The 16,956-nt window shown below is 73.4% G+C and carries 15 protein-coding genes; 8 read left to right on the top strand and 7 right to left on the bottom strand.

Annotated features, from left to right (window positions below; all coding sequences use genetic code 11):
- Window positions 1-30 precede the first annotated feature (30 nt).
- Entirely contained in the window at window positions 31-555 is a 525-nt protein-coding gene (locus QRN56_RS04085) for a 2'-5' RNA ligase family protein (protein WP_285101393.1), read from the top strand.
- Here QRN56_RS04085 and QRN56_RS04080 read toward each other — a convergent pair.
- Together QRN56_RS04080 and QRN56_RS04075 are read right to left on the bottom strand one after the other, a co-directional pair.
- On the bottom strand, window positions 539-3,316 hold the full coding sequence (locus tag QRN56_RS04080) for a glycoside hydrolase family 30 protein (RefSeq protein ID WP_285101391.1): 2,778 nt from the start codon (window positions 3,314-3,316) through the stop codon (window positions 539-541). The two genes, QRN56_RS04085 and QRN56_RS04080, sit on opposite strands and share 17 nt — an antisense overlap.
- Before the next feature lie 179 nt (window positions 3,317-3,495).
- On the bottom strand, window positions 3,496-4,368 hold the full coding sequence (locus QRN56_RS04075; protein WP_285101389.1) for an oxidoreductase: 873 nt from the start codon (window positions 4,366-4,368) through the stop codon (window positions 3,496-3,498).
- A gap of 152 nt (window positions 4,369-4,520) precedes the next feature.
- On the opposite strand from QRN56_RS04075, the gene QRN56_RS04070 reads away from it, so the two are divergent.
- On the top strand, window positions 4,521-5,387 hold the full coding sequence (locus QRN56_RS04070; protein WP_285101387.1) for a LysR family transcriptional regulator: 867 nt from the start codon (window positions 4,521-4,523) through the stop codon (window positions 5,385-5,387).
- Between the two features lie 22 nt (window positions 5,388-5,409).
- Here QRN56_RS04070 and QRN56_RS04065 read toward each other — a convergent pair whose 3' ends face one another.
- Window positions 5,410-6,408, bottom strand: coding sequence for a squalene cyclase (locus QRN56_RS04065; protein WP_285101385.1), 999 nt, complete (start codon window positions 6,406-6,408; stop codon window positions 5,410-5,412).
- Between the two features lie 99 nt (window positions 6,409-6,507).
- Here QRN56_RS04065 and poxB point away from each other — a divergent pair, with 99 nt between their 5' ends.
- On the top strand, window positions 6,508-8,241 hold the full coding sequence (gene poxB, locus QRN56_RS04060) for a ubiquinone-dependent pyruvate dehydrogenase (RefSeq protein WP_285101384.1): 1,734 nt from the start codon (window positions 6,508-6,510) through the stop codon (window positions 8,239-8,241).
- 57 nt (window positions 8,242-8,298) lie between these two features.
- On the opposite strand, the gene pdxR is transcribed toward poxB, so the two are convergent.
- Window positions 8,299-9,759: a MocR-like pyridoxine biosynthesis transcription factor PdxR gene (pdxR, locus tag QRN56_RS04055; protein WP_285101382.1), complete on the bottom strand. Its 1,461-nt coding sequence runs from the start codon at window positions 9,757-9,759 to the stop codon at window positions 8,299-8,301.
- 47 nt (window positions 9,760-9,806) lie between these two features.
- Here pdxR and QRN56_RS04050 point away from each other — a divergent pair, with 47 nt between their 5' ends.
- Both QRN56_RS04050 and QRN56_RS04045 read left to right on the top strand, forming a co-directional pair.
- Window positions 9,807-11,084: an MFS transporter gene (locus tag QRN56_RS04050; RefSeq protein ID WP_285101381.1), complete on the top strand. Its 1,278-nt coding sequence runs from the start codon at window positions 9,807-9,809 to the stop codon at window positions 11,082-11,084.
- Window positions 11,085-11,131: 47 nt separating this feature from the next.
- A complete protein-coding gene (locus QRN56_RS04045; protein ID WP_285101379.1) occupies window positions 11,132-11,731 on the top strand; it encodes an SDR family oxidoreductase in 600 nt (199 codons plus the stop codon).
- Between the two features lie 90 nt (window positions 11,732-11,821).
- Here the strand turns inward: QRN56_RS04045 and QRN56_RS04040 are convergent, their stop codons facing one another.
- Window positions 11,822-12,427 carry a TetR/AcrR family transcriptional regulator gene (locus QRN56_RS04040; protein WP_285101377.1) on the bottom strand — a complete coding sequence of 202 codons (606 nt, stop codon included), beginning with the start codon at window positions 12,425-12,427 and terminating at the stop codon, window positions 11,822-11,824.
- 127 nt (window positions 12,428-12,554) lie between these two features.
- Here QRN56_RS04040 and QRN56_RS04035 point away from each other — a divergent pair, with 127 nt between their 5' ends.
- Window positions 12,555-13,457 carry a TIGR03620 family F420-dependent LLM class oxidoreductase gene (locus tag QRN56_RS04035; RefSeq protein WP_285101375.1) on the top strand — a complete coding sequence of 301 codons (903 nt, stop codon included), beginning with the start codon at window positions 12,555-12,557 and terminating at the stop codon, window positions 13,455-13,457.
- Window positions 13,458-13,504: 47 nt separating this feature from the next.
- Window positions 13,505-14,254 carry an SDR family oxidoreductase gene (locus QRN56_RS04030; protein WP_285101373.1) on the top strand — a complete coding sequence of 250 codons (750 nt, stop codon included), beginning with the start codon at window positions 13,505-13,507 and terminating at the stop codon, window positions 14,252-14,254.
- 78 nt (window positions 14,255-14,332) lie between these two features.
- On the opposite strand, the gene QRN56_RS04025 is transcribed toward QRN56_RS04030, so the two are convergent.
- Window positions 14,333-15,097 (bottom strand): tetratricopeptide repeat protein, encoded by a 765-nt coding sequence (locus QRN56_RS04025; RefSeq protein WP_285101371.1) that lies wholly within the window; start codon window positions 15,095-15,097, stop codon window positions 14,333-14,335.
- A gap of 253 nt (window positions 15,098-15,350) precedes the next feature.
- Window positions 15,351-15,794, bottom strand: a complete 444-nt coding sequence (locus QRN56_RS04020) for a cupin domain-containing protein (protein WP_285101369.1) — start codon at window positions 15,792-15,794, stop codon at window positions 15,351-15,353.
- Between the two features lie 97 nt (window positions 15,795-15,891).
- Between QRN56_RS04020 and QRN56_RS04015 the strand changes: the two genes are divergently transcribed.
- Complete coding sequence (locus QRN56_RS04015) at window positions 15,892-16,866, top strand: ArsR/SmtB family transcription factor (RefSeq protein WP_285101368.1); 975 nt, start codon at window positions 15,892-15,894, stop codon at window positions 16,864-16,866.
- The last annotated feature ends 90 nt before the right edge of the window (window positions 16,867-16,956 follow it).

Raw genomic sequence — 16,956 nt, 5'->3', positions numbered from 1 at the left:
GGCGGGCGGCCACCGTCCTAGGCTGTCCTCGTGGCGCTGGCCGTCTGCCTGCTCTTCGACAGGCCCACCGAGCGGGTCCTGCGACGGCTGTGGCAGCGACTCGAGGACCAGGGCGTGCCCACGCTCGCCGGCCACACCCACCGCCGGCACGTGCCGCACCTCTCCCTGGCGGTGCTGCGCTCCTGGGACCTGGACAAGGTGCGCGCCGCCATGGAGGCGCTGCCCGACGCCGGCCCCACGACCGTGCGGTTCGACGCCGTCGCCGCGTTCCGCCGGGGCCGGATGAGCCTGGTCCCGGCGGTGACGAGCGCGCTCGCGGCCCGCCAGGAGCGGGTCGTCGAGGCGCTCGGCGCGACCGACGACGAGCTGCACAAGCACTACGTGCCCGGCGTCTGGACGCCGCACGTCACCGTGGCCACCCGCGCCCGGCTCGACCAGACGCCGCTGGTGCTGGAGGCGGTCTACGAGATCGTGCCGCTCACCGGCACGCTGAGCCGGGCCGCGCTGGTGGACGCCGGGACCGGGATCGCCTACCCGCTCAGGATCGTCCCCTGACGGACAGCACGTCCACGCCGTCGAGCGTGAAGGTGCCGCCGACCACGCGGACCGCGACCGTGTGCGACCGCTGCCGCAGGTCGCGCAGCCAGTACGACGTCTCGCGGGTGCCCGCGGGCCCGACCTGCACGGTCGTGGGCGCGCCGCCGTCCACGGCCACCTCCAGCGTCGCGGCCGCCGTGGCACCGAACAGGTTCAGGCCGGTGCCGGTGAACGCCACGTCCACCGACTGGCCCGCCCTCAGGACGTGCTGCGTCCGGTTGAAGTGCGCGTAGCCCGCCTGGGTGAACGTGAAGCCGTCGGGGTAGGTCAGCCGCGCGTCCGAGTCGTCGATCTTCTCCGACGCCCAGGCGTGGCCCGGCACCGCGGTGACCGCGAGGTTGTCGTACTGCGTGTTGTAGAACCCGCTGGTCAGGGCGATCCGGCCGGTCAGCACCGGGTTCGCCCCGGCGTCGGTCCACCGGGCGAACCGGTCGCCGTCGAGGGTCGCCGTCACGATGTTCCCCCGCGCCTCGACCGCGAGCCGGTGCCACCGGCCGCCGTCGAACCCGGCCACCGTGCCCGAGGCCACGACCTGGTCGAGCTTGCGCAGCTGCCAGCGGCCGTCCTCGTGCACGCGGACCGCGTAGGTGGCCTGGTCGCCGCCGCGGGCGTAGACCTGGCGCACGCCGAGCCCGGCGAAGTTCTCCAGCGCCGCGTCGCGGTCCACGGCGTCGAGCCGGAAGTCCACCGCCGCGGTGTAGTCGGCCCAGCGGTGGTCGCCCAGCACGGTCGACGGGGCCGCCGTCTGGAGCACGTCCTGGCGCCCGTTGCCCCAGACGTTCCAGGTGAACCCGCGGTTGTCGGCGTTGATCTGCTGCTGGAGCACGTGCCCCTTGCGGCGGTCGCCGGCGTCGACCACCTCGAACGCGCCGTCCTGGTCCGCCGTGTAGCGTGGCGTGCCGCCCCGCCGCTCCAGGTAGGTCATCTTCTGCCCGCCGACCCGCTTGACCGGGTACCCGGCGTACTCGAAGTCGTCCCGGTAGGGCAGCGGGAGGATCGTGTCCTCGGCGTCGGGCGCGAAGTCGCCCGGCGCGTACGGCTCCGTGGTGCCGGCCACACCGTGCGCGAGCGTGGACAGCGTGACGATCGAGTACGCCGGGACCTTGACGCGGTAGACGTCGTGCTCGACACCGCCGACCGTCTCCGTGCGGACCGGCTCATAGACGCCGGTGTTCTGGAAGTAGTTCTCGTCGTGTTCCTGGCCGGCGTCCGGCCCGCGCGTCTCCCACGCGTACAGCGGCCGGTCGGCCGGGCCCAGGTCCGCGACCTTCACCTCGAAGTACCGGTCGGTGCGGGTGTTGTTCGCGTGCACCTGCGACCACTGCGCCTCGCCGTCGGCGTCCGCGGGCGTGCGGGCGGTCAGAACGGTGCGGGTCGACGTGTCGACGTTGGTGCCGCCGTCGCCCTTGGTGCCGTCGCCGCCCGTGGCGCCCTCGACGTACTCCCAGCCGTCCCCGACGAACTGGTGGAAGTGCCGCACGGCGACCAGGCCGACATCGCCCTCCCAGTAGCCGGACCACGGGTCGGAGGCCCGCACCAGGTGCTTGGGCGAGTACTGCGTGCCCTCGTACATGGCGCTGACCGCCGGCTGGAACAGGAACGTGGTCATGTGCGCGGGGTCGTTCCCGGCGCCGCTCCAGCGGTAGGCGTTGATGAACCGGTCCGCGATGTCGGCGGCCGAGACCGTGCCGCCCACGCCGCCGCGGGCCGGGTCGGCCGCGACCCGGTACTGCGGGTCGATCATCGGGGCCACGCCCTCGGAGTACAGGACCTCCTTGCCGAACTCCTTGTTCAGCCGCGTGACGTTGGGCCCGCCGACGATGTCGTAGTGGAAGGCGAGCGCGTCCACCTGTTCCAGCGCCGCCGGGTCGGCCAGGATGCGCGCCGCGACGGCGTCGCCCTCGCGGTAGGAGTCCAGCGCCACGATCTTGATGTGCGAGTAGTCGTAGCGGGCGTCCGGCGCCGCGGCGTCCCGCTCCAGCCACTGCGCGAACCGTACGGTCCACGCCAGCTCGGACGCCTGGTAGGTCGCGCCGCGCACCTCGTTCTGCGACGGGCTCATCCAGTCGAGCTCCACCCCGTACGTGTCGTACGCGGCGTCGATCGTCTCCTTGTACCACTGGTACCGCTTCACCGGGTCGTTCCCGGTCCAGGACGGCTCGCCCCAGCGCAGCGCCTCGGTCTCGATGTCCGGGTTGATCGTCAGCGCGTCCGCGATGAAGTGGAAGCCGGCGCCACGCAGCACGTTCGCGGGCTCGTCGGCGCTGCGCTTCGTGGCCGGCTCCGCCCCCGACGAGCTGTTGCTGTCCGCGCCGAGCTCCACCTTGATGTGCTTGAGCCCCGCGCCCGTGACCGGGTCGAAGAGCATCCGCATGATCCGCCAGTAGGCCTCCGGCTGCTCCTCCTTGTAGTCGAGCAGCAGGTTGGAGGTGTTGTTGCAGGACACCGAGCCGAACCCGCCGAACGTGTTGTACGCGCCGCCGTCGGCGCGGCGCTCCACGTCGTCGCCGTCGACCAGGAGCTCCCGCCAGTCGATCGAGGGGTCGTCCAGCCGGAGCACCGGCAGCTCTGGCTGGGCTGCGGTGGCCGACGACGGCGTCGTGGTCGCGTCGCGCGGTGCGCTCGCGCTCGCCGAGGGGGCCAGGAGGCCGCCCGCGGCGAGGACGAGGACCGCGGCGACCGCGGTGGATCTGGCCGTGCGGCGGTGGGGACGTGGCATGGGGCACTCTCCGTCGTCGTTGACTGGACCGGGCGCACGGGGCGACGATCAGCGATGATCGTTTGTGATCGCTTCGCGCGATCACCCCGTGCTCTGCTCAGCCAGAACGTAGGCCGGGGCGCACGACGAGGTCAATATTCTGATCGGTAATGATCGAATCGTGCGCGCCGGCGAGCACGCTATCCCCCGATCCGGTCCAGCTCGGCGAGCTCGTCCGCGCCGAGCACCAGGCCCGCGCCGGCCACGTTCTCCCGCAGGTGCGCGACCGACGACGTGCCCGGGATCAGCAGCACGTTGGCGGAGCGCTGGAGCAGCCACGCCAGCGCCACCGCGATCGTCGTGGTGCCCAGCCGGGCGGCGACGGCGGTCAGCGCATCGGACTGCAACGGGCTGAACCCGCCGAGCGGGAACCAGGGCACGTAGGCGATGCCGTCGGCGGCGAGCCGATCCACCAGCCCGTCGTCCTCGCGGTGGGCCAGGTTGTACATGTTCTGCACGCTCACGATCGGCGCGATGGTCCGGGCCTCCGCGACCTGACGGGCGGTCACGTTGGTCAGGCCCAGGTGCCGGACCAGCCCTTCCTGCTGCAGCGCGGCCATCGTCTCGAAGGCCTCCGCGAGCGAACCCTCCTTCCGGCCCGACGCGTCGCCGAGGCGCAGATGGACCAGGTCCAGCGTGTTCAGCCCGAGGGTCTCCAGGTCGCTGTGGATCTGCCGCCGGAGCTGGTCGGGCCGGCGCTCGACCGGCCAGCCACCCTGCTCGTCGCGGTAGGCGCCTGCCTTCGTGACCACGTGCAGCGTGTCGGGGTAGGGGTGCAGGGCCTCGCGGATGAGCTCGTTGGTGATCCGCGGCCCGTAGGCGCCGGCGGTGTCGATGTGGGTGATACCCAGGTCGACGGCCTCGCGCAGGACGGCGAGGGCGCCGTCCCGGTCGGCGGGCGGACCCAGCACCCCGGGACCGGCGAGCTGCATGGCGCCGTAGCCGAAGCGGGTGACGGTCATGTCCCCCAGGGTCCAGGTGCCGCCGGGCAGGGTGGGAGCGGTGGTGCTCACGATCGTGGCCTCTCGTCGGTGGAGGTCGCGGACGACGGCAGGTGTGCGGCCGTCCGGCCCCGACGTCGATCGTGCGGCCGCCACCACGGCGGCGTCCAAGACCGGTTCGATCGGGACTGATACCCCACCGGTATCACCGCTACCCTGGGCCTGTGGACGGACTGGAGACCCGCGAGCTGAGGTACTTCGTCGCCGTGGCGGAGGAGCTGCACTTCGGCCGGGCCGCGGAGCGCCTGAACATGGCCCAGCCGCCGCTGTCGCGCGCCGTCCAGCAGCTCGAGCGGCGCCTCGGTGTCGTACTCCTGGACCGGGACCGCCGGGGCGTCTCGCTCACGGCCGCCGGGGCGGCCATGCTGGCCGAGGCGCGGCTCGCCCTCGACGCGGTGGACGCCGTCGTACGCCGGACCCGGCGTGCGGCGGCGCCGACGCCAGGGCTGGTCCTGACCACGAAGGCCGGCGCCTCCCACGAGCTGCTCAAGCGGTTGCTCGACGCGTACGCGGCGCGACCCGGTGCCGTGGAGGTCGACGTGCTGCTCTGCGAGATCGGTGGGCAGGGCCAGCTCCTGCGCAACGGCAGCGCGGACGTCGCGCTCGTGCACTCCCCGTTCGACGTGCTGACGGGCCTGGACACCGTCGAGATCGTGACCGAGGGCCAGGTCGCGATCGTCCCCGCCGCGCACCCGCTCGCGCAGCGCACCAGCCTGACCGTGGCCGAGGTGAGCGACGTGCCCGGCCTGCCGATCGCGCGCTGGCCGCAGCACGACGGCACCTACCCGCCCGGTCCCGGGCCCGAGGTCCGCACCCAGTCCCAGCTCGCGCAGCTCGTCGCCCTCGGCCGCACGCTGCTGGTCATCCCGGGCTCCAGCCGGGCCTGGCAGTGGCCGGAGCACGTGGCGGTGCCCGTCGTCGACGCACCCGAGGTGACGACGCTGCTCGCCTGGCCGGCGGGCGCCCGGTCGGCGGCGCTGGACGGCCTCCTGGAGACCGCGGCGCACCTGGCGGCGAGCGCCTCGTCCTGACCCCGTTCCGGCCGGACGCGCCTCAGCAGCTCCCGTGGGCGGCGTCGTCCCACCAGGCCAGCACCCGCGCGGCGTGGAACGTCAGCCACTTCGACGGCTGCCCCGCGTCGACGTCGACCTCGAACCACACGCGGCCCGGGTGGCGCCGCGCCTGCAGCCAGGTGCCGTCCGGCTGCCGCTGCGCGCGGACCAGCTCGACCGCCTCCGCGACCCGTGCGTCGGGCGGCGTGCCGCGGAGCACGGAGGCCGCACGGAAGTAGTCGGTGGCGCTGAGCACGTCGTAGAACGACCGGAACGGGTACGCGAGCCGGAAGACCCAGTCGGCGACGGGCTCGCCGGTGGTCAGCCGCCGGATCAGGTGCCGCTCCAGGAGGTACTCCTCACCGCGGGCCTGCGCCTGGCGGACGGCGTCCGTGCCGCCGGTCGCCTCCTCGTAGGCGAGCAGGCCCTTGAGGGAGTTGAGCGTGGAGCGCACCGAGGCGCGGGTCGACCCCTCGACCCACTCGCAGTTCCAGCCGCCCTCGTCCATCTGGTGCGCCACGAACCAGTCGGCGATCCCCTGGACGTCCGCCCCGAGCCAGACGCCGTTGGCCAGCGTGAACCCGTTGATGCACGCGTCCACCTCGCCGCCCCAGTACGGCAGGTCGTCGTACTCCCACCGGGCGTTGGCCGCGATCAGCCCGGCGGTGTCCCGCTCGCGCAGCACCGCGGCGTCCAGGCCCCACTCCCGGGAGTTGAGCGACCACGTGGTGGCCGTCCACGGCTGCCCGGCTCCGGGCTGGGCCTCCGGCCCGGAGAAGTCGAAGCCCGCGGGGAAGAACGCCCCGCCGGCCCAGGTACCAGCGTCGTCCTGCCGGGCGAGGAGGCCGGCACCCAGGCCCTCCGTGGCCACGCGGGCGCGAGTGGCCCGCCAGACGGCGTCGGGCGCGCGCAGCAGGTCCCGCTCGACCTGCCAGCGCAGCGCCGGGTCGCTGTCGAGCAGCCAGGCCAGCACGTCGTCGGACACCCGCGAGGAGGTCATACGCCGAGACTAGAGCGCGACGGTCGCGCGTTCCAGGCAAGTGCGGGTGACCCGGCATCCGGCGTTGCGACGCGATTCGACCGGGCATACGTTCACGCCATGACCAACGTTGCCGAGACCATCGTCGAGATCATCGAGGACGCGGGGGTCGAGCGGGTCTACGGCCTGCCGGGCGACTCGCTGAACGGGTTCACGGACGCCATCCGGCGCAACGACACGGTCACCTGGCAGCACGTGCGCCACGAGGAGGCGGCGGCGTTCGCGGCGGCCGCCGAGGCCGCGCTGACCGGCGAGCTCGCGGTGTGCGCGGGGAGCTGCGGGCCCGGCAACCTGCACCTGATCAACGGGCTCTACGACGCCAACCGGAGCCGGGTCCCCGTGCTCGCGATCGCGGCGCACATCCCCGGGGCCGAGATCGGCAGCACCTACTTCCAGGAGACGCACCCGCAGGAGCTGTTCCGCGAGTGCAGCGACTACACCGAGCTGGTGAGCATGCCGGAGCAGCTCCCGCGGGTGCTCGAGATCGCGATGCGCACCGCCGTGGAGCGGCGCGGCGTCGCCGTCGTCGTCGTGCCGGGCGAGGTGTTCCTCGCCGAGAGCGCGGGCCGCAAGAAGTCGGCGCCGATCCGGGCGACCCAGCCCGTGGTGCGCCCGGGCGAGCACGAGCTGGGGATCGCGGCGCAGATCCTGAACGAGGCGAAGAAGGTGACCATCCTGGGCGGCGCCGGCACGGAGGGCGCCCACGAGCAGGTGGTCCGGATCGCCGAGAAGCTCAAGGCGCCCGTCGTGCACGCGCTGCGCGGCAAGGAGTTCCTGGAGTACGACAACCCGTACGACGTCGGCATGACGGGGCTGCTCGGCTTCGCCTCCGGCTACCGGGCCATGGAGAGCTGCGACGCCCTGCTCATGCTCGGCACCGACTTTCCCTACCAGCAGTTCTACCCGTCCAAGGCGCAGATCGTGCAGGTCGACCTGCGGGGCGAGCAGCTCGGCCGGCGCACGCCGATCGACCTGGGCCTGGTGGGCGACGTCGGCGACACCATCGAGGCGCTGTTGCCGCGGTTGGACGAGCGCGGCAACCGCCGGCACCTCGACTCCTCCCTCAAGCACTACGCGCGGGCGCGCAAGAGCCTCGACGAGCTGGCCGACAACGACCGCAACCGCGAGCCGATCCACCCGCAGTATGTCGCGCGGCTGGTGAGCGAGCTGGCGAGCGACGACGCGGTGTTCATCCCCGATGTCGGCTCCCCCGTGGTCTGGGCGGCCCGCTACCTGGAGATGAACGGCAGGCGCCGGCTGATCGGGTCGTTCAACCACGGGACCATGGCGAACGCCCTGCCCCACGCCATCGGCGCCCAGTCGGCGTTCCCGGAGCGTCAGGTGGTCGCGCTGGCGGGCGACGGCGGGCTCGCGATGCTGCTGGGCGAGCTGCTCACCCTGCGGCAGAACAAGCTGCCCGTGAAGATCGTGGTGTTCAACAACTCCTCGCTGAACTTCGTCGAGGTGGAGATGAAGGCCGCCGGCTTCGTGAACTTCGGCACCCAGCTCGACAACCCGAACTTCGCGGACGTCGCGAACGCGATGGGGATCCACGGCCGGCGGGTCGAGCAGCCCGACGACCTGGAGGACGCCCTGCGCGCCGGCTTCGAGCACGACGGCCCGGCGCTGGTGGACGTCGTGACGGCCCGCCAGGAGCTGTCGATCCCGCCCGCGATCAGCGCCCAGCAGGTCAAGGGCTTCACGCTGTACGCGATCCGTACGATCATGTCCGGGCGCGGCGACGAGCTGGTGGACCTCGCCGACACGAACGTGTTCCGGCGCCTGTTCGACTGATCCGGCCGCGTCGCCGTGCGACACCGCCCTGCACTGGTCACGTCGTCCCTGAGGGGCTCACCCGGGCCGCCGGTCCGGCCCTGGCGGCATGATGCGGCAGAGCGCGTCCAGCGCACGCGGCCAGGCGCTGTCCGACACCGCGGAGTAGTTGACGACGAGCGCTGCCCGATCCGACACGTGCGAGCCGGTGGTCAGGCCCTCGTGCCGGAACTCGGTGAGCCCGCTCACCAGGAGACCGTGCTGCGCCGCCGACCGGAGCGCCGCCCGCTCGGTCCCGGGTGGTAGCTCCACCACCGCCTGCAGGCCCGCCGCCATACCCGTCACCCGGACGCCCGGCGCGTGCTCCGCCAGGGCCGTGATCAGCTGGTCGCGCCGACGGCGATAGCGCTGCCGCATCGCCCGCACGTGGCGGTCGAACCCGCCCGAGGCGATGAGCTCCGCGAAGGTCAGCTGGTCGAGGACGCTCGTCACCTCGACCGGCCCCTTGACCGCGGCCACCCTCGGGACCCAGTCCTTGGGCAGGACCATCCAGGCGAGGCGCAGCGCGGGGGCCAGCGACTTGCTCGCCGTGCCGAAGTACGCGACCCGTTCGGGGTCCAGTCCCTGGAGCGCCCCGATGGGCTGCCTGTCGTACCTGAACTCCCCGTCGTAGTCGTCCTCCACGATCAGCCCGCCGGTGCGGTGCGCCCAGTCGAGCACTGCCGCCCGGCGTCCGGGAGCCAGCGCGACGCCGGTCGGGAACTGGTGCGCCGGTGTCAGCAGGACGGCACCGACCCCGGGCAGGGTGGCCAGGTCGCCCGTCCGCGCACCGTCGGCGTCGACGCGCAGCCCAGGGATGTCGAGCCCGGCGTCGGCCAGCAGCTCGCGGTAGAGGTCGAGACCGTAGGACTCGACGGCGACGGCCCGGACGCCCTGCGCCTTCAGGGCGCGGGCGAGCAGGCCCAGCCCCTGGTGGAAGCCCGCGCTGATGATGATTCTCTCCGGCTCGGCGTACACGCCCCGTACGCGGGCGAGGTACTCCGCCAGCGCGGAGCGCAGCTCGATGCGGCCGAGCGGGTCGCCGTACCCGAACGCGTCGTACGGCGCCGCGGCCAGGGCCCGTCGCGCGGCGGCCACCCATGCGGTCCGGGGGAACTCCGCGAAGTCCTCGGCGCCCGGGACCAGTCCTTGGGCAGGTCGCCGGTGCACGCGGTGCGGGTGGGGCGGCGTCGGCCCGCCGGACCCAGGACCGGGCCGGGCGGCCACCCGGGTGCCGGAGCCCTGCTGGGCGGTGAGCCAGCCCTCGGCCACCAGCTCGGCGTAGCACTCGGTCACGGTGCTGCGCGCCATCCCGAGGTCGGCGGCCAGCGTGCGGGACGCGGGGAGCCGGGTGCCGGGAACCAGGCGTCCGGTACGCACCGCCTGCCGGAGGGCGTCGGTGAGTCCTGCCCGGACGCCGGGGCCCTTCGGTTCCAGGTGCAGGTCGATCCCAGCGGCCGAGAGGAACTCCGCCCCCGAATTGGTCTGCGAAACTTCCATGAAAGTGGACGGTATGCCCGGACCGCTTGCTTCGTAAAGTCGACGGCATGCGCAACAACCAGCTCCATGGCGCCGCGGGCAGCAGCCCCGAGCGGCGCACGCTTCCTGCAGGCCTGGCACTGGCGGGTGCGGCTCTCGCGTTCACCAGCATGTATCTCGCGGCAGGTGCGCTCACGCCCCTGCTCGTCGTCTACCGGGCCCGGTGGGACTTCCCGCCGTCCTTGCTCACGGTGGCGTTCGCGGTCTACGCGGTCGGCTTCCTCGCCGCGGCGCTCGTCCTGGGCTCGCTGTCGGACCATCTCGGGCGACGGCCGGTGCTGATCGGCGCCCTGGTCGTCCAGCTCGCGTCGAACCTGGTCTTTCTCCTCGCGCCCGACGTCGGCTGGGTCATCGCGGGCCGGATCATCCAGGGGATCGCCAGCGGCGCGGCGACCGCCGCCTTCACCGCCGCACTGGTCGAGCACGCGCCCGACGGCCGGAAGGGCCTCGGCCCGATCCTCGGCAGCGTCGGGCTCACCGGCGGCCTGGCCGTCGGCTCGCTCCTCGCCGGTCTCGCGATCCAGCTCACACCCTCGGCCAACACGATCGTCTTCGTCGTGCTGAGCGTGCTGACCGTGGTCGGCGGACTCGCCGTCGCCGCGTCCCCGGAGACCATCCGGAGAGGCCCCGGCGCCCTCCGGTCGATGATCCCCCAGGTCGCCGTGCCGCCCGCGGCGCGCCCCGAGTTCCTCGCCGCGGCTCCCGTGGTGGCGGCGGTGTGGATGCTCGCGGGCCTCTCGGGCGGCCTCGCCCCGAGCATGGTGCACAGCGTGTTCCACCTCGACAGCGGCCTGCTCGACGGGCTCGCCGGGTTCATCGCACCGGCGGTCTCCGTGGTCGTCGGCCTGTCGTTCGCGCGGGTGCGCCCCCGGACGGCGGTCACCATCGGGATCTACTCGGCGTCCCTGGGCGCCGTCGGGATCATCGCCGGAGCCTGGGCGGGCAGCCTCGGTGCCATGTTCGTGGGGCAGGCGGTCGCCGGCGTCGGGTTCGGCGCGGCGTTCACCGCGGCCCTGGGCCTGATCATCCCGCTCGTGGCCGCGCACCAGCGGGCAGGAGTGGTCGCGGGCGTCTATGTCGTGTCGTACCTCGGCCTGGGGCTGCCCGTCGTCGTCGCCGGCCAGCTCACGGACGCCCTCGGGGTGGTGCCCACCGTCGGCTGGTACAGCGCGGTCGTCGTCGCCCTCTCGCTGCTCAGCCTCGGCGCACAGCAGCACCTGAAGCGCCGCGGGCTGGGGCAGGACGCCGGCGACCCGGCCGGCCCGCGCGAGCTCAGCCGCGCATGACCAGCTACCCACAAGAAGAAACCCCCACAAGGAAAGAAGGTAGGCACATGCCCAGCACCAACGGCCGACGAGTGTTCGTCGCCGGAGCGTCCGGCGTCATCGGTCAGCTACTGGTCCCTCGGCTGGTCGAGGCCGGCTACGTCGTCGGCGGGATGACACGAACTGCCGGCAAGGCCGACCTGCTCAGGCAGCTCGGCGCCGAGGCGATCGTCTGCGACGTGTTCGACCGCGAGAGGCTGGTCCAGGTGGTCCGTGACTTCGCGCCCGACGTGATCCTGAACGAGCTCACCGACCTGCCGGACGACGTCGGGAGCATCGGCGCCCATGCGGAACTGAACGCCCGCATCCGCACGGAGGGGAACCAGAACCTGATCGAGGCCGCTCGCGCGAGCGGGTCGCCGAGGTACCTCGCGCAGACGGTCGCCTGGCAGCTGCCCGACGGACCGGACGCGCTGGCCGTGGCCGAGCTGGAGCGCACCACCCTCGCGGAGGGCGGCGTCGTGCTGAGCTACGGGCAGTTCTACGGCCCCGGCACCTACAACGAGGGGCCGGTCCCCACCGAGCCGCGGGTGCAGATCGACCACGCCGCGAAGCTGACCGTCGAGCTGTTGGACGCGCCCTCGGGCGTCGTCGTCATCACCGACTGAGGCAGCGGCGTCGGCACCGGCCGGGGCCGGGGCCCGGGGTGGACGCGCCTGCCGCGTCCACCCCGTCGCGTCCACCCCGTCGCGGCCCGGTCAGCCCGCGGGCGCGAGAGCCTGCTCGAACGCCTTGAGGGCGATCGCCGCGGACTGCATCAGCTCGTCGCGCGTGGCGCCCGCGGACGCGTGGACGGCCTGCCCCTCGGACACGACCATGACGTAGCGGGCGAGGGCCGCAGGGTCGGCGTCGGCGGGCAGGTCGCCCTCCTCGCGCGCCCGGGTGAGACGCTCGGCCAGCGCGTCCTCACCGGCCCGGCGGCTGCTCGCGAGGAACTGCGTCACCGTGTCGTGGGCGGGGTTGGCGGACAACCCGCCCTGGATCGACAGGCACCCCCGGGGGCGGTCGGGGCGCGTGAGCGCGACCGCGTTGCGGTCGAGGTAGTCGCGCACCACCTCCATCGCCGTCGGGCGGGTGAGGGCGTCGCGGAAGTAGGCGAGCTCCACCTCGGCGTAGCGCCGCACGACCTGCTGGAACAGCTCCTCCTTGGTGCCGAACACCGCGTACAGGCTCGGCTTGTTGACGCCCATCCGCTCGGTCAGCTCCGAGACGGCCGTGCCCTCGTAGCCCTGTCGCCAGAACACCTCGACCGCACGGTCCAGCGCTGCCTCGGCATCGAACGTCCGCGGCCTTCCGCCCGCCATGACCACTCCTTCCCGAGTGTCTCCGCCTGCAGTGTACCCAATTTACAACCGATCGTTCAGAAACTTGGCGCTCGCGATCGCAGCGTGCTACGTTCCAGTTCTTAACCGAACGGTTAGAAACTAGGAGATGAGCGTGATGGCAGGACGCGAGCTGGCCAGAATCCTGGGGCCCCTGGGCGTGTGGAGCATGCAGCTCCGGGGTGCGGACCGGCCGGTGGTGCAGGACGCGGCCGCCGAGCTGAACGAGCTCGGGCTGCGCGCGCTGTGGATCCCCGGGCTCGACGGGAAGGGCGTGCTCGAGGACACCGAGAACCTCCTGCGCGCGGCGCCGGAGACCACGGTCGCACTGGGCGTCCTGGGCATCTGGGGCACCCCGGCCGAGAAGGTCGCGCACGAGGTGGCCCGGCTCGACCGGCTGCACGGGCCCCGGACCGTCGTGGGTCTCGGGATCAGCGACCCCGGCTCGGCGCGCGGCCACGGGCACCAGTTCGGCAGGCCCGTCGTCTCCATGACCCGGTACCTCGACGACCTGGACGCCGCACCGACGCCGCTGCCGGCGGACCGTCGGCTGCTCGGCGCCCTGGGGCCGCGCATGGCGACCCTCGGGGCGGCGCGAACCGCCGGCACCCACCCCTTCCTGGTCACACCGCGGTACACCGCACGCTTGCGGGCGGCGCTCGGCCCGAGCCCGCTCATCGCCCCGCACCAGGCGGTCGTCCTGGACAGCGACCCGGACCGCGCGCGGGCGACCGCCCGCGCCGGCGTCGGCATGTTCGTCGGTCTCCCCGCCTACCGGAACAACCTCCGCCGCCTCGGCTTCGACGACGACGACCTCGTGCCGGGCGGGAGCGACCGGCTGATCGACGCCGTCGTCGCCCGGGGTGACGTCGACTCGATCCAGGCGCGGGTGCGTGCGCACCTCGACGCCGGGGCCGACCACGTCGCCGTCCACGTCCTGGGCTCCGACGACCTCCCGCAGGCCACCTGGCGCGAGCTGGCGACGTTCCTGCCGTCGCTCGCCGAGGCCTGACCCACCTACCAGCCCTACCCTGACCACCACGAAAGAAGAAGATCGACATGGGACAGCTCCAGAACAAGACCGCACTGGTCACCGGCGGCACGTCGGGCATCGGCCTGGCCACCGCGCGCAGGTTCGCGGCCGAGGGGGCGCACGTCTTCCTCACCGGCCGCCGGCAGGCGGAGCTCGACGCCGCGGTGGCGGAGCTCGGTGACAACGCCACCGGTATCCGCGGCGACGTCTCCGACCTCGACGACCTCGACCGGGTCTTCGCGACGGTCACCGCGCACGGCCGGGGGCTCGACGTGCTGTTCGTCAACGCCGGGGGCGGCCGGTTCGCCACCCTCCAGGAGCTGACGCCGGCAGGCTTCGACGAGACCTTCGGCGTCAACGTCCGCGGCACGGTGTTCACCGTGCAGAAGGCCCTGCCCGTGCTCAACGACGGCGCGTCCGTCGTGATCACCGGCTCCACCGCCGCCAGCAAGGGGGCCCCGTCGTTCGGCGTCTACTCGGCGACCAAGGCCGCGCTGCGGTCCTTCACCCGGACCTGGGCCGCGGAGCTGACCGGCCGCGGGATCCGCGTGAACGCGATCGCCCCCGGACCCACCGAGACGCCTGGGCTGAGCGGCCTCGCGCCCGACCCCGCCCAGGCCCCCGGCCTGCTCACCATGCTCGCCGGCAACGTCCCGCTGGGCCGGCTCGGCAGGCCCGAGGAGATCGCGAACGCGGTGCTGTTCCTGGCCTCCGACCAGAGCAGCTTCGTGACGGGCACCGAGCTGTTCGTCGACGGTGGTGAGGTGCAGGTCTGACCGGGGCCGGCGAACCCTGAGCGCGCTGCCGGTTCGGCGGCTGGTCCTCCCGGGCCGGCTCTACTTCCCGGGCCGGCTCTACTTCCCGGTTCGGGCGACGCCGGGCTCGACGCCTCGTTCCACGGCGCGGACCAGCGTCTCCCACGGGTCCAGCCCGGCCCCGGCCACGCGTTCCTCCTCGGCCCGGACCGCGCCGAGCGCGCTCCGCACCGCCGTCTCGACGGCGGCGAGCTCCTCGGCGTCGTCCGGGTCGGGGACCTGGCCCAGGTCGTCGAAGGCGCGCCGCGCGAGGCCGAGCAGGCGGGCCGCCCGGACCAGGTCGTCGTCGGCCACCGCCGTCGCGGCGGCCCCGACGTACGCGTACGGGACGAAGTCGCGGTACCCGGCGCCGACGATCCGGGACCGGCTCGTCGCGAACCGCTCGCGGGCCGCCGCCGTCTCGCCGAGGCTCAGCTCCGTGAACGCCAGGTTGTGCAGCTCGGAGGTGACGGTGTCGTCGTTGCCCAGCGCCTCGTTGAGGTCGATGCTCTCCTGGTAGAGCACGCGGGCGCGGGGCAGGTCGCCCGCCATCCGCGTCACGCCGGCCAGGACGTGCCGCGGTCGTTCCTCCAGGCTCCGATCGCCGGTCCGGACGGCGGCCGCCAGCGCGTCCGAGGCGATGCGCGCCGCCTCGGCCAGGTCGCCGCCCCGGATCGCCAGCCGCGACTGCATGTAGAGCGCCTCGACGAGCGCGGGCAGGTCGTCGGCCACGCGGGCCCGCTCGACCTCGTCGTGCGCCAGCCGCGCGACGGCGGCGTCGTCCCCGCGCCGGAACGCAGCGCGCGCGGTCTCACTGAAACTCATCCGGGTTGCCTTTCTCGTAGCCCCGGTGAGCCTAGCCGCGCGGGGACGCCGACCGGGCGGCCGTCGAGGGGACGGTCGAGGGGGCCATCGAGCCGCTGACCGGCCGTGGCCGACGGCGGGCATGGCCAGCTCATCTTCGAGGCCCGACTTTCTTCGCTTTGGAGCCGTCCAAAGCGAAGAAAGTCGGGCCCTCGAAGGCGAGCAGGGTCAGACGCCGCCCGGTATCGCCGTCGGGGTCCGCCGCCGGCCGCCGTCACCGGTCCTCGTCGACGAAGTGGTTGTCGTGCGCCTCGTGCAGCCGGTCCATGTCCGCCTCCCGGACGGTGGCGAGCTGCGCGAAGTAGTCCTCCCGCCGCACGCCCGGCGAGAGCACCATGAGCAGGGTGGCCGGCTCGTCGCGCTCCTTGCGGAGCCCGTGCACGGTGCCGCGCGGGGAGTGTGCCATGCCGCCCGCGCGGAGGGTGCGCCACGCGGTCCCGTCGAAGTAGTCGACCTCGCCGTCCTCGACCACGAACGTCTCGCCGAACGTGGTGTGGAAGTGCGGGGCCGGTCCCCTGCTGGTGGGCGCCAGGCGCCAGCGGTAGAGGCTCAAGGCCCCGTCGGTCTCCCCGACGCTCGCGAGGACCTCGATGGTCGAACCGCTGGCGCCGAGGTGGATCAGCCGGTCGTCGGTCTGCTGCGTCGTGTCCTGTGTCATGCCCCGAGTCTCGCCAGCGGGCCACGCCGCCCGCGCTCGATTCGGCCGTGGCCGAACAGTTCGGTCCCGCCTGCGGTGATGCCCCGACAATGAGGCGGTGATCCGCTACCGACTGGGCGCCGGCGCCGCGAGCGTCCGGTGGGCGATGTCGCCGGTCCACGAGGTGGTCAGCCTCGCCCGGCTGCTGACCGAGCCGCGGCGGCACCCCGTGTTCCAGCCGTGGCTGCGCCGGCGGCGGCAGCGTCTGACGGGCCTGGACCTGTCGGCGCTGACGGTCTTCATGGCCGACGGCGCCTACCGCCCCGACTTCCTGGACCCGTCACCCATGTCCAGCGAGCCGACCTTCGACGACGGCCTGGCCGCCCTGCTCGCCGCGCCGCTCGACCAGGTGCACGCCGAGCTGGTCGACGCCACGGCCAGGCACGACGACGACGTCCGCCGCCGCCTGCTCGACGACCCCGAGCGGACCCGCACCCAGGCCGCCGCCGCGGTGCGCCGCCTGTGGAAGGCGGCCGTGGAACCGGAGTGGCCGTCCATGCGGCAGGCGCTCCGCGCCGAGATGCTGGACCGGGCCGTGCAGGTCAACCGCGAGGGGCTACGCGCGGTCGTGCCACGCCTGCACTCCTCCGCGAGCGCCGAGGGCGACACGATCACGATCGAGTCGGCGGTCGACGTCGGCGTCGACTGCCCGGACGGGCTCATCCTGGTGCCGTCGCTGTTCATCACCGACCGGGTGCAGTGCACCACGTCGGACCACTGGTCCCCGGCGATCTGCTACCCGGCGACGGGACGCTACCTCTGGTCGGCGCCCGTGATCCCGAGGTCCCTGGACCGGCCGCTGGGCGTCACCCGGTCGCGGATCCTGGCCGCGCTCGTCACGCCGCTGCAGACCTCCGTGGTGGCCGACCTGGTCAGCGTCACGAAGCCGACGGCCAGCGAGCACCTGACGATCCTGCGCGACGCCGGGCTGATCGACAGCAGCCGGGCCGGACGCACGGTCACGCACGAGCTCACCGTGGCCGGCCGCGCCCTGCTGGAGGCGGCCCCGCCGCGCCCCCGACCGGGCCGCTGACGGGGCCGACCGGCCCGGCCTCCTTGTCGCCGCCCGGCTCCCCCGCTACGGTCCTGGCCAGACGACCGCACCGCACGACCACACCGCACA

Source organism: Promicromonospora sp. MEB111 (genome assembly GCF_030209445.1).
GTDB lineage: Bacteria > Actinomycetota > Actinomycetes > Actinomycetales > Cellulomonadaceae > Promicromonospora.
Note: the sequence above shows the minus strand (reverse complement) of the source record. Positions and strands in the feature narration are given on the sequence as shown.

What these genes read in the sequence shown, in the direction of transcription:
- QRN56_RS04080 (WP_285101391.1), bottom strand. Translation starts at nt 3,316, where the DNA reads ATGCCACGTCCCCACCGCCGCACGGCCAGATCCACCGCGGTCGCCGCG.
- QRN56_RS04065 (WP_285101385.1), bottom strand. Translation starts at nt 6,408, where the DNA reads ATGACCTCCTCGCGGGTGTCCGACGACGTGCTGGCCTGGCTGCTCGAC.
- poxB (WP_285101384.1), top strand. Translation starts at nt 6,508, where the DNA reads ATGACCAACGTTGCCGAGACCATCGTCGAGATCATCGAGGACGCGGGG.
- pdxR (WP_285101382.1), bottom strand. Translation starts at nt 9,759, where the DNA reads ATGGAAGTTTCGCAGACCAATTCGGGGGCGGAGTTCCTCTCGGCCGCT.
- QRN56_RS04050 (WP_285101381.1), top strand. Translation starts at nt 9,807, where the DNA reads ATGCGCAACAACCAGCTCCATGGCGCCGCGGGCAGCAGCCCCGAGCGG.
- QRN56_RS04045 (WP_285101379.1), top strand. Translation starts at nt 11,132, where the DNA reads ATGCCCAGCACCAACGGCCGACGAGTGTTCGTCGCCGGAGCGTCCGGC.
- QRN56_RS04040 (WP_285101377.1), bottom strand. Translation starts at nt 12,427, where the DNA reads ATGGCGGGCGGAAGGCCGCGGACGTTCGATGCCGAGGCAGCGCTGGAC.
- QRN56_RS04035 (WP_285101375.1), top strand. Translation starts at nt 12,555, where the DNA reads ATGAGCGTGATGGCAGGACGCGAGCTGGCCAGAATCCTGGGGCCCCTG.
- QRN56_RS04030 (WP_285101373.1), top strand. Translation starts at nt 13,505, where the DNA reads ATGGGACAGCTCCAGAACAAGACCGCACTGGTCACCGGCGGCACGTCG.
- QRN56_RS04025 (WP_285101371.1), bottom strand. Translation starts at nt 15,097, where the DNA reads ATGAGTTTCAGTGAGACCGCGCGCGCTGCGTTCCGGCGCGGGGACGAC.
- QRN56_RS04020 (WP_285101369.1), bottom strand. Translation starts at nt 15,794, where the DNA reads ATGACACAGGACACGACGCAGCAGACCGACGACCGGCTGATCCACCTC.